The 10612-nt window shown below is 62.5% G+C and carries 13 protein-coding genes; 2 read left to right on the plus strand and 11 right to left on the minus strand.

All coding sequences use genetic code 11. From position 1 onward, the window contains the following. Positions 1-628, minus strand: a 628-nt coding sequence (locus F8J34_RS03670) for a hypothetical protein (protein WP_297056640.1), incomplete at its 3' end; no start/stop codon positions are given. Positions 629-712: 84 nt separating this feature from the next. Here F8J34_RS03670 and F8J34_RS03675 point away from each other — a divergent pair. After that, entirely contained in the window at positions 713-1816 is a 1104-nt protein-coding gene (locus tag F8J34_RS03675) for a 3-deoxy-7-phosphoheptulonate synthase (RefSeq protein WP_297056641.1), read from the plus strand. Between the two features lie 52 nt (positions 1817-1868). Further along, positions 1869-2792: a radical SAM protein gene (locus F8J34_RS03680; RefSeq protein ID WP_297056643.1), complete on the plus strand. Its 924-nt coding sequence runs from the start codon at positions 1869-1871 to the stop codon at positions 2790-2792. On the opposite strand, the gene F8J34_RS03685 is transcribed toward F8J34_RS03680, so the two are convergent. From F8J34_RS03685 to F8J34_RS03730, 10 genes are all read right to left on the minus strand, one after another. Continuing rightward, positions 2789-4573 (minus strand): DUF6178 family protein, encoded by a 1785-nt coding sequence (locus tag F8J34_RS03685; protein WP_297056645.1) that lies wholly within the window; start codon positions 4571-4573, stop codon positions 2789-2791. The genes F8J34_RS03680 and F8J34_RS03685 overlap by 4 nt on opposite strands. Next, positions 4566-4976: a YraN family protein gene (locus tag F8J34_RS03690; protein WP_297056646.1), complete on the minus strand. Its 411-nt coding sequence runs from the start codon at positions 4974-4976 to the stop codon at positions 4566-4568. Before F8J34_RS03690 ends, F8J34_RS03685 begins: the two co-directional genes overlap by 8 nt. Next, entirely contained in the window at positions 4915-5559 is a 645-nt protein-coding gene (locus F8J34_RS03695) for a ribonuclease HII (protein WP_297056648.1), read from the minus strand. The genes F8J34_RS03690 and F8J34_RS03695 overlap by 62 nt, the downstream gene beginning before the upstream one ends. After that, positions 5559-5906, minus strand: a complete 348-nt coding sequence (gene rplS / locus F8J34_RS03700; RefSeq protein WP_297056650.1) for a 50S ribosomal protein L19 — start codon at positions 5904-5906, stop codon at positions 5559-5561. Before rplS ends, F8J34_RS03695 begins: the two co-directional genes overlap by 1 nt. Then, positions 5906-7195, minus strand: coding sequence for a tRNA (guanosine(37)-N1)-methyltransferase TrmD (gene trmD / locus F8J34_RS03705; RefSeq protein WP_297056651.1), 1290 nt, complete (start codon positions 7193-7195; stop codon positions 5906-5908). The genes rplS and trmD overlap by 1 nt, the downstream gene beginning before the upstream one ends. Further along, a complete protein-coding gene (gene rimM / locus F8J34_RS03710; protein ID WP_297056653.1) occupies positions 7192-7710 on the minus strand; it encodes a ribosome maturation factor RimM in 519 nt (172 codons plus the stop codon). The genes trmD and rimM overlap by 4 nt, the downstream gene beginning before the upstream one ends. Positions 7711-7729: 19 nt before the next feature. Beyond that, complete coding sequence (locus tag F8J34_RS03715) at positions 7730-7969, minus strand: KH domain-containing protein (RefSeq protein WP_068670175.1); 240 nt, start codon at positions 7967-7969, stop codon at positions 7730-7732. A 38-nt stretch (positions 7970-8007) separates the two neighbouring features. Next, entirely contained in the window at positions 8008-8277 is a 270-nt protein-coding gene (rpsP, locus tag F8J34_RS03720; RefSeq protein ID WP_297056658.1) for a 30S ribosomal protein S16, read from the minus strand. A gap of 68 nt (positions 8278-8345) precedes the next feature. Continuing rightward, a complete protein-coding gene (gene ffh, locus F8J34_RS03725) occupies positions 8346-9677 on the minus strand; it encodes a signal recognition particle protein (RefSeq protein ID WP_297056660.1) in 1332 nt (443 codons plus the stop codon). Between the two features lie 30 nt (positions 9678-9707). After that, positions 9708-10612, minus strand: a 905-nt coding sequence (locus tag F8J34_RS03730) for a calcium/sodium antiporter (protein ID WP_297056662.1), incomplete at its 5' end; no start/stop codon positions are given.

The raw sequence follows: 10612 nt of genomic DNA on the forward strand, positions 1-10612 counted from the left end.
CCTCCGGGAGGGAAACGGACCAGGCCGGAAGCCCTACTTGGGCCAGGGCCTCCTCCAGGGCCAGAAGCGCGGTCTCCCTCTCTCCGATGAGTTCCAGGAGGAAGGGTTCTCCCCTCTCTTGAGATTTGCGGGCCAGAGAGACGATCCGGCCGGCTAGAGGACCGGCCTGCCCCGTATCCGAGGCCGGGAGTTCCTCCACCCCCTCCAGCCAGGGCTTAAGACCGCAGAGACGATCCATCAGGGCCTCCGGGAGCCCGTAAGGACGGTCCAGAAGGGGATATTCCTCCGTCCCTTTTACATAGCGAAGGAGCCGAAAACGGTGGAGTTTCCCCCGGGGATGAAAAAGTTCCCGGACCCGGGAATAGGAGATCCCGGTCAGGTGCAGGAGAAGTCGGGGGGTGGCCCGGGAGGGTTCGCCGGAGGATTCCGCATACCCGCTCTCCAGGGCGAAGGGCAAAAGCAGGGCCCATTTTTCCTCCTCCTCCAGACCGAAGATCGCGGCCAGGAAGTCCCAGAATTCCCGGTAAAGGGCCCGCTCTATATCCTGAAAAAAGGGAGACCGCTTAACTCCACCCCCCCTTAAAAGGGCCTTTTTCCCTGGATAGCAGCCGGGACCGGGGTCTGTCAAGAGGAAAGATGTCCCGGACGGGGTTGTGTTTTCGCAAAATTGCGTCACTATGTATAGATTGAATTTACCGGAGGATGGAGGGCCATGATTATCATTCTGAGGCCGGAGGTCGGTCCGGATAGTCCGGAATTTCAGAAGATCCGGGATTATCTATCCCGGTTCGAGGGGCTGAGGCTCCACGTAGCTCAATACGAGGGGATGACCCGGAGGGTCACCGAGATCCACCTCATAGGCGACACCCAGCGGGTCCCTCTGGAGGAGGTTCAGGCCCTGCCCGGGGTGGAGAGGGCCATCAGGGTTTCGGCCAAATACCGGCGTATAGGGCGACACGGAACCCTGGAGCCCTTCGGGTTCGAGTATCAGGGTCTGCATTTTGATCAGGATTCCTTCCACATCTTCGCCGGGCTCTGTGCGGTGGACAGCCGGGAGAACGCCGAGGCCATCTTTAAGGCCCTCTCCGCGGCCGGAATCGTTACCGCCCGGATGGGGGCTTACAAACCCCGTACCTCTCCCTATGACTTTCAGGGTCTGGGGAAGGATTGTCTGCCCTGGCTCTTTGAGCTGGCCGGGAAATACGGTATCCGGGTCATCGCCATGGAGGTGCTGGCCCCTCACCATATCGAGGAGATCTATGAGGCCCTGGAGCGCACCGGGCATCCCACCGGGGTGATGCTCCAGATCGGAACCCGCAATGCCCAGAACTTCGAACTCCTCCGGGCGGTGGGGAGTCAGCAGGAATTTCCGGTGCTCTACAAACGGGGCATGGGGCTCTCCCTTGAGGAATCGCTCAATGCCTGTGAATATATCGCCAGCGAAGGGAATCACCGCATCGTGTTCTGTCTGCGCGGGGTGAGGACCCATCTGGGAGATCCCCATCGCAACCTGACCGATTTTGGGCATGTTCCGGTGGTCAAACGACTCACCCGGCTCCCGGTGTGTGTGGATCCCTCCCATCCCATAGGTTCCCGGGTGGAGGCCCCGGACGGGATCAAGGACATCTACCACGTAGCGGCGCAGGGGGTTATCGCCGGGGCCAATATGGTCCTGGTGGAATTTCATCCCCGGCCGGAGGCCGCTCTGTGCGACGGGCCTCAGGCCCTGTACCTGGAGGAACTGCCCTGGTTTCTGGAACACATGCGTATCGCCCGCGAGGCCTACGAAAAGATGCGGGACCTGGCCCGGAGGTAGCCTTTTCCCTCCGACCGGGAGCCCGGAGGAGGCCAATTCCTTAAGAGGAAGAATGCCTGTATTCGGTCCGGTTCGTTCGAGACGTCTGGGACTTTCCCTGGGGGTGGATCTGGTCCCCCGCAAGGTCTGCTCCATGGACTGTGTATATTGCGAGGTGGGGCGCACCACCCTCCTTACCACCCAACGGGCGGAATACCGGAGCCTTTCCGAGGTGATGGAGGCCCTGGAAAGGGCCCTCCGGGAGAAGGAATGCGACGTGATAACCCTCACGGGGTCAGGGGAACCCACCCTGAACCTGCGGTTCCCCGAGGTGGTGGAGCGCATCCGGCGCCTCACCTCCAAACCTCTTGCGGTGCTCACCAACAGCACCCTCCTGGCCGAGCCCGAGGTCTTTGAGGCCCTCTGCGAGGTGGATTTCGTGCTGGCCTCTCTGGATGCGGCTCGGGAGGAGAGTTTCCGCCGGGTGAATCGTCCGGCCCCGGGGCTTTCGGCCCGCGAACTGGTGGAGAATCTGATGGCCCTGCGCGGAAAGATGCGCGGCCAATTGTGGCTGGAGATCCTCCTGGTGCGGGGGATCAACGATGCCCCGGAGGATATAGAGGCCCTCAGGCAGGCCCTGGAACGTATTCGTCCGCATCGTGCCCAGCTCAACACCGTGGTCAGGCCTCCGGCCGAACCCTGGGCCAGGGGACTGGCCCCGGCCGAACTCCTGGCCCTCTCCCGGGAACTCTCCGCCGAACCCCTCACCGTATCCCCGCGGGGTCCGGGCCGGAAGGGAGCCGGACTTTCCCCGGAGGAGGTGGAGGGTTATCTCTCCCGGCGGCCGGCTCCGGTGGAGGAACTGTCCCGGGCCTTCGGCGTCCCTCCGGAGGAGGTACGGGAGATCCTGGATCGACTGACGACCCGCGGTCGGGTCCGGACCGTGCTCTTCCGGGGGGAGACCTTTTATCGAACCGTGGCCGGGGGTTCCCCTTAAAGACGCACCAGGATATAACGCAGGTACCGGGGAGAGGGCGGCTGGTCCGGGTCCGCAAAGGCCAGTTCCTCCTCCAGGCGGGAGATCACGAAACGCAGGAAACTCTCCGTAAGTTCCCGGTCGTAGTAGAATTCCCTCTGGGCCAGCCAGCGGAAGTTCTGATGGAGTTTTTCCTCCAGCTCCGGGCGGAACCGGTTGCGCTGGGGCTCGGGATGAAATTCCAGGAGCCGGCGAAAGACCTCCGGCCATTTTTCCGCCGGAAGCGGAGCGAACCGGAATTCTCCGGTTTCCATCCAGTTGGAGAGAGCGGTGAGAATAAGGGCCGACCAGGTGATGTCCCGGGGTTCCAGGAAGTTGGTGCGGGCGGTGGCGATCTCCGCCACCCAGAGGGGCGGGGTGCCGAAGGCCTTCTGGATCAGCACCGCCCAGTATCCGATCTCCTCCAGGATCCTCTCCACCCGCCGCACCTCGGAGAGTTCCCTGAACCAGCGATATTCCTCGTCGGTTCCGGCCTTCTCCGGCAGATAGAGCCGGATCCGGTTGGCGTCCCGCACGGTTACCCCGCGCAGATAGGAGGCATAGGGTTCATCCAGGTGCCGCAGGACCCTGGGGTCCAGCCCCTCCTGGGAGGAGATCTCGCGGGCCTTTTTCCTCAGCCCCACGATGAGGGTGTGAGCGGTGCGGAAGATATCCTCCAGGAAATAGGTCTCCAGAACCCGGGCTCCGGCCTCCGGATCCGGGCCGGCCAGATACTCCACCCCGATGTTCAAGTATCCCAGCACCTTGCGCAGGGAGTCCTCCACCTGGGAGATCTCGTCTATGTTTACGTGATCCACGATGAGGACCTTGTTGGTGATCCAGGCCAGTTCCCGCTGGAGCCGGTCCAGCTGGGCCGGGTCGGTAATCCGGCGCAGGGCTTCGGAGAACCGTTCCGCCCCGGGGTAGGCCAGGGCCGGAAGGAAAGCGGTGCCGGTATCCCGGGGTTCCTCCTCCGGGACCCTTCCGGGAAGATAGCGCGGATCGATACGCCGGGGTTCCCTGCCCACCAGAGGGGCATAGATATCCAGGGCGTCGAAGTAATCGGGGATCCCGTGATCCGCCAGACGTCCCCGGCGCCAACGATAGGCCATCTCCTCCACATGGGAGGGGAGTTCCCAGATCAGGGCCTCCATGAGATTGTAGTAGTAGGTTTCCTCCCGGTCCCGGATGATTTCGATGATGCGCCGGAAATAGAATTCGAACTTCTCGGTCTTGAATTCCACGAAATACACGTTGTCCAGGGTGTAAGGGGGAAGCCAGTCCAGGGCCTCGGTAAGTTCCGTATCCTCCGGGAGTTTTACCACCCGCAGGAAGCGCTGGAGCACCGCCACCAGAAAATCGAAATCCGCCACCTCCAGCCACCGGGCCACCACATCTTCGCCGGCCTCGAAGAAGAGCACCAGCCAGGCCATGAACCTTTCGGCTACGATGCGATCCTTGCGCCAGGCATCCAGATCCAGGAGGAGCTGGAGCTGTTCCCCCTTGGCATAGGAGAGAAGGTCGATGGCGTCGTCGGTGGAAGCGGCCTTCAGGGTGAGAAAGAGTTCCTGAGGGGGAAGGTTACGTACCAGGCCCTCGGCCAGCGGGGAGAGGGTGATGATCCTTGGTCTCAGGGCCCAGGGGGTGGAAAGGACCAGCTGGAGCTGATCCCGGAAGGGGATTTCCGCCAGGATCCTTTCGGCCTCCCGGGCGGGCCGGGCCAGAAGATCCTCGTGGGTAAGGGGCAGAGACCTTTCAGCCATCCTCCAGCACCCCCTTGAGATGTCGAACCCGGGGTTCGCCGCCGGCCACCTCCAGGGCCAGGACGTCGAAGCGCACCCTTCGGGCCTTTCCCCGATAAGAAGATAAGTAGGCCCGGGCCAAAGTTAAGAGCTTGCGTTTTTTGGCCGGGGTTACGGCTTCCTCCGGGAGCCCCTTGCCCCGCCCCCGGCGGGCTTTGACCTCCACGAAGACCAGGGTGTCTGCCTTCTCGGCGATGAGATCGATCTCCCCGAAGCGGGTACGCCAGTTACGTTCCAGGATACGGTAACCCCGCAGGCGCAGATAACGGGCGGCCAGGTCCTCGGCTTCCCGACCGAAGGATTTAGGATCCCTGAGCCTGGCAAATCGGGCGAAAAGTGCGGCGATGTATCGGGCAGGGTCCATAAAGACGCAGGGCCTCCAGGTGCTCCCGGGTGCCGTATCCCTTGTGCCGGGCGAACCCGTAAGAGGGATATTCCGGGCTCAGGGACTCCATGAGACGGTCGCGATGTACCTTGGCCAGGATGGAGGCCGCGGCGATGGAGGCGCACAGGGCGTCTCCGTCCACCACGGCTTTCTGCGGGCCACCCCAGCCTGGAAGGGTGAAACGACCGTCCACCAGAAGCAGTTCCGGAGTAAGAGAGAGCCCGGTTACCGCCCGGGCCATGGCCAGGAGGCTGGCCTGAAGGATACCCAGGGCGTCTATCTCTTCGTGCGAGGCCTCGCCTATGGCCCAGGTGAGGGCCTCGCGGGTAATGATCTCGTAAAGCTCGGCCCGTTTTTCCGGGGAAAGGACCTTGGAATCCGCCAGATCCGGATGATCGAACCCCTCGGGCAGGACCACCGCCGCAGCCACCACCGGGCCGGCCAGGGCCCCGCGTCCGGCCTCGTCCACCCCGGCGATGAACCGATAACCCACCTGCCGATACCGTTTCTCCCGGGCCCAGCGTTCTCCCGTAAGGTCTTCCGGGGACCAGAGCATCATCATTAGAACCGCTCCTTTATGCGGGCAGCTTTTCCGTAACGGCCGCGGAGATAGTAAAGCCGCGCCCGACGCACCTTACCCCTGCGCACCACCTCGATCTTCTCGATGCGCGGCGAGTGAAGCGGAAAGGTCCGCTCCACTCCCACCCCGAAGGAGACCTTGCGCACCGTAAAGGTGGCCCCGGTACCGGAGCCGCGCCTGCGAATCACCACCCCCTCAAAGACCTGTATCCGTTCCTTCTCTTCCCCCTCCTGGATGCGATAATGCACCCGTACCGTGTCTCCGGGACGGAACTCCGGCAGATCCTTGCGCAGATACCGGCTTTCCACCTCGCGAATGAGCGGAAACATCACGTTACCTCCCTTAACAGACGATCCAGAATTATGCTTGCCGCTGATCTTACCGAAAGATGGTTATAGTCGTCAAGGGCCCCCCGGATGGGAGGAAGAAAATGGTCCGCCTCCTCCAGGATCTCCGGAGCCAGGCCCCAGGCGGTCCCGAAGAGGAGAAGCACCGGACGTCCCCGGCGGATGATACGGGCCGCCTCCTCATAAGGCAGGGCCTCACGCAGGGGCCGGGCGTCGGTGGCCAGGGTAAGGGGTCTTTCCCCCTCCCGTTCCTCCACCTCCTGCCGCACCTCCTCCAGGGAGGAACGCACCCGAACCAGCCGCAGGGCCTCGGCCCGGTCGGGATTGTGCCGGGCCCCGGGACCGGAGAGCCAGAAGGAGAGCAGATCCTCCACGATGGAGCGCTGGTCGGAAAGGGGTTGCACCAGATAGTAGCCCTTAAGGCCATAGGTGCGGCAGACCCTGGAGATGTCGTGTAGATCCAGATTGGTGAAGGAGGAGGCGATCCGTCGCCCTTCCTTATTGATGACCGGATAATGCACCAGGGCCAGATAGATCCGCAGCCGCTCCCTCTTCAGGACCCGGAGGAACTCGCGATCCTCCTGCGAGAGAGGGGCCCGGGAAAGGAGATCGGGCCGCCTCTCGAAGGTGACCTCCAGGGATTTTTCCCTGCGCCAGCGCTCTATCCGGGCGTGATCCCCGGAGAGCAGGATCTCCGGGACCCGGTAACCCATGAACTCCCGGGGGCGGGTGTACTGGGGATGTTTGAGGAGCCCCTGGGCCAGGGAATCCCGGGCCACGGAATCCTGGCATCCCACCACCCCGGGCACCAGGCGGGCCACCGCTTCGATCAGGACCAGGGCCGCGGCCTCGCCCCCGAAAAGCACATAATCCCCTACCGAGATCTCGTCATCTACAAAGTGTTCCCGGATCCGGTCGTCAATGCCCTCGTAACGACCGCAAAGAAGGACCAGCCGTTTCTTTTGCGCCAGTTCCCGGGCGATCTCCTGCCGAAAGAGCCTCCCCTGCGGGGAGAGATAAATCACCCAGGGTTCCGGGGACTCGGCCCGCAGGGCCGAAAGGGCCCGATAAAGAGGCTCGGGCTTAAGAAGCATCCCCTCCCCGCCGCCGAAGGGTTTGTCATCCACGGTGCGGTGTTTGTCTAAGGCAAAATCCCGCAGATTATACGTACGTACGGTAATAAGGCCCCGCTCAAGGGCCTTTCCTAAAAGGCCCACCCGCAGGGGAGAATCGAAATATTCCGGAAAGATGGTCACCACATCAAAGATCATGGACCTATCTGGGCCTCGATGAGACCGGGAAGGGGTCGGACCAGGATATAACCCCCGGGGAGATCGATCCTCAGGATCACCTCCTCCACCATGGGGAGATAGAAGCCCCGTCCCTTCGGATCCTCCACCTCCAGAAGGTCGTAGGGCCCCACGGGCATGACCCCCTTTACCCTCCCCAGGACCCGGCCTTCCTCGTCTCGCACCTCCAGGCCCTCCAGCTGAAAGTAATAGTATTCGTCCTCCTCCGGGGGTGGAAAATCGGAAAGGGAGGCATAGAGAGTCTTTCCCCGCAGGGCTTCAGCGCCCTCCAGGGTTTCCACCTCCCGGAAGAAAAAGAGAAAATCGCGCCCTCCCGGGGCCTGACGAACCCTTACCGGATGGAGCCTTTCGACGGGATCCCGGGGGCCGAGATAAAACACGGGGATACGGGTCAGCAGACCGGCCTCCCGGAGGAAGGGCTGAACCCGGAGTTCTCCTTTCAAACCATGGGGGCGGGTGATTCGCCCTACCGGCACCCGCCCCGGTTTTCGCTCTTTATTCAATAATTTCCAACACAGCCCGTTTGCGGAGTTTGGTGGAAGCGGCACTGAGGATGGTACGCATGGCCCGGGCCGTGCGCCCCTGCTTGCCTATAACCTTACCCAGGTCTTCCTTGGCTACCCGAAGCTCGATCACCGAGGTCTGCTCGCCTTCGATCTCGTTCACCTGAACCGCGTCCGGATTGTCCACCAAGGCCTTGGCCATCTGCTCCACCAGTTCTTTGAGCTTGCCCATGATCTACCTCCTCACTGTCGAGTTTTTACCGTTGCCACCTAGAGCGGCTTTGTCCAGCCGATCTGTCGGAGAACCCCGGTACGCTTCAGGAGGGCCCTTACGGTCTCCGTGGGTTCGGCCCCCCGTTCCAGCCACTTTTTGACCTTTTCCGGATCTACTTTGAATTCGAAGGGTTCCTTGACCGGGTCGTAATACCCGAGAATCTCCAGGAATCTCCCGTCTCGCGGGGCCGAGGCCTCGGCTGCCACCACCCGATAAAAAGGACGATTCCGCCTTCCCATGCGCATGAGCCTGATCCTTACCGCCACTTTATCCCTCCCTAAAGGTCTTTGGGCTCCAATTTAAACTATTTTGGGGGAAGTTCAACTGGTAACTCCTAGATGGCCCTCAGCAGACGCTGGGCCAGACGCTCCAGCCCCCTGGCTCCCCGGGCCTTTTTCAGGAGTTTGCGCATCTCCTCATAACTCTTGAGCAGCCGGTTTACGTCCTGGACCGTGGTGCCCGAACCCCGGGCGATCCGGCGTTTGCGACTGGCGTTGATGATCCGGGGGTTGAGCCGTTCCTGGCGGGTCATGGAATTGATGATGGCCTCCATCCGGACGATCTCTTTCTCGTCAAAGGGGATTTGCTTGATCTTCTTCCCGATCCCCGGGAGCATACCGAACACCTCCTGCAGGGACCCCAGCTTGCGCACCTGACGCAGCTGTTCCCGCAGATCCTCCAGGGTAAACTCCTGGCGCCGCAGTTTTTCGCGAAATTCCTGGGCCTTTTTGAGATCGAAGGTCTCCTGGGCCTTTTCGATCAGGGTGAGGACATCCCCCATGCCCAGGATCCGGGAGGCCAGACGATCGGGATAGAATACCTCCAGGGCGTCTATCTTCTCGCCGGTTCCCAGGAACTTGATGGGTACTCCGGTAACCTCGCGGATGGAGAGGGCCGCTCCGCCGCGGGCGTCGCCCTCCACCTTGGTAAGGATTACTCCGGTCAGCCCCACCTTCTCCTGGAAACTCCGGGCCATGTTCACCGCATCCTGACCGGTCATGGCATCGGCCACCAGCAGGACCTCTCGCGGGGAGACCGCCTCTTTGATGGCCGCGGCCTCGGCCATCATGGCCTCATCCACGTGCAGACGCCCGGCGGTATCGATGATGACTACGTCCCGCCCCTGGGCCTTGGCCTCGGCCAGGGCCTTCCGGGCTATATCCACCGGGTTCTCCGAGGGCTGGGTGTCGTACACCGGTACCCCCACCTTCTCGGCCAGGGTCTTGAGCTGATCGATGGCCGCGGGACGATATACGTCCGCCGGAACCAGATAGGGTCGATGCCCCTTCTTGCGCAGGAAAAGGGCCAGTTTGGCCGCGGTGGTGGTCTTTCCCGAACCCTGGAGCCCCACCAGAAGCAGGGGAACCGGCCGGGGACCCCCCAGATCCAGAGGGGCCGGGGTTTCGCCCAGGGTGCGGATGAGCTCCTCGTGGACGATCTTGATGAGTTGCTGGGCCGGGGTGAGGCTCTCCAGTACCTCGGCCCCCAGGGCCCGTTCCCGCACCCGCTCTATAAAATTCTTGACCACCCGGTAGTTGACGTCCGCCTCCAGCAGGGCCAGACGTACCTCGCGCAGCCCCCGCTCCACGTCCTCCTTGGTGAGCTTGCCCTTGCCCCGGAGCTTCTGAAAAACGCCTTCCAGGCGATCGCTCAGATTTTCGAACATGTTTTCAGGATAATGGTTGGCCCGGGGCTGTCAAGCAAGGGAGGGAGCGGTGAAGGTCTTAAAGGCCATGTAGAGGAGATAGAGTATCACCAGGAGCAGACCCTCGCGGCGACGGATGGTCCCGTCCAGGGAGACCAGGAACAGGAGCCCGGAGAAGAAGGTGAGCACCAGGAGATCGGTGAACCCCTGGGCCGGAACCGGTACCGGACGGATGGTCGAGGTGATCCCCAGGATGAAAAGCAGGTTGAAGATATTGGAACCCACGATATTTCCGATCAGGAGATCCGTTTCGCCCCGGCGGACCGCTATCAGGGAGGTGGCGATCTCCGGAAGACTGGTCCCCAGGGCGATGATGGTGAAACCGATAAAGGCCTTGGGCAGGGAGAGATCCGTGGCCAGGGCCACGGCATAGCGCACGGTGATCTCCGCACCCAGCACCAGCCCCGCCACTCCGGCCCAGAAAAGGAGCAGGGAGCGGAGCACGGAAGGGGTCGGGCCGGAGATTTCCTCCGCCAGGGGGGAGGCGGGTTTTTCGGTCCGATTCCCCAGGACCTCCAGGAGATTGTAATAGAGAAAGACCAGGAAGAAGAGCAGCAGGAGGAGTCCTTCGGAGCGCTGGTACAGGGCGGGGGTATGGGAGAGATAAGGGTCCAGGCCGCCGATCAGGACCGCGGCGGTGGCCAGCAACATCATGGGGATCTCGCGCCGCACCACCACGTGGAGGATCCGCAGGGGGCGTACCAGGGCCGCCAGGCCGATCCCCAGACCGATGTTGGCCAGGTTGGACCCCACGATGTTGCCGAAGGAAATCTCCCCGGCCCGAAGGGCCGCAGCCACGTTCACCGCCAGTTCCGGGGCACTGGTGCCGAAGGCCACCACGGTGAGCCCGATCACCATGGCGGAGATGCCCATCCGCCGGGAAAGCCCTACCGCTC

The sequence above is a fragment of the Thermosulfurimonas sp. genome (assembly GCF_015491435.1).
In the GTDB taxonomy this organism is placed as follows: Bacteria; Desulfobacterota; Thermodesulfobacteria; order Thermodesulfobacteriales; family Thermodesulfobacteriaceae; genus Thermosulfurimonas_A.

Excerpts from the sequence above, each read along its gene's own strand:
- F8J34_RS03675 (WP_297056641.1), top strand. The coding sequence starts at position 713 with ATGATTATCATTCTGAGGCCGGAGGTCGGTCCGGATAGTCCGGAATTT.
- F8J34_RS03680 (WP_297056643.1), top strand. The coding sequence starts at position 1,869 with ATGCCTGTATTCGGTCCGGTTCGTTCGAGACGTCTGGGACTTTCCCTG.
- F8J34_RS03685 (WP_297056645.1), bottom strand. The coding sequence starts at position 4,573 with ATGGCTGAAAGGTCTCTGCCCCTTACCCACGAGGATCTTCTGGCCCGG.
- F8J34_RS03690 (WP_297056646.1), bottom strand. The coding sequence starts at position 4,976 with ATGGACCCTGCCCGATACATCGCCGCACTTTTCGCCCGATTTGCCAGG.
- F8J34_RS03695 (WP_297056648.1), bottom strand. The coding sequence starts at position 5,559 with ATGATGATGCTCTGGTCCCCGGAAGACCTTACGGGAGAACGCTGGGCC.
- rplS (WP_297056650.1), bottom strand. The coding sequence starts at position 5,906 with ATGTTTCCGCTCATTCGCGAGGTGGAAAGCCGGTATCTGCGCAAGGAT.
- trmD (WP_297056651.1), bottom strand. The coding sequence starts at position 7,195 with ATGATCTTTGATGTGGTGACCATCTTTCCGGAATATTTCGATTCTCCC.
- F8J34_RS03715 (WP_068670175.1), bottom strand. The coding sequence starts at position 7,969 with ATGGGCAAGCTCAAAGAACTGGTGGAGCAGATGGCCAAGGCCTTGGTG.
- ffh (WP_297056660.1), bottom strand. The coding sequence starts at position 9,677 with ATGTTCGAAAATCTGAGCGATCGCCTGGAAGGCGTTTTTCAGAAGCTC.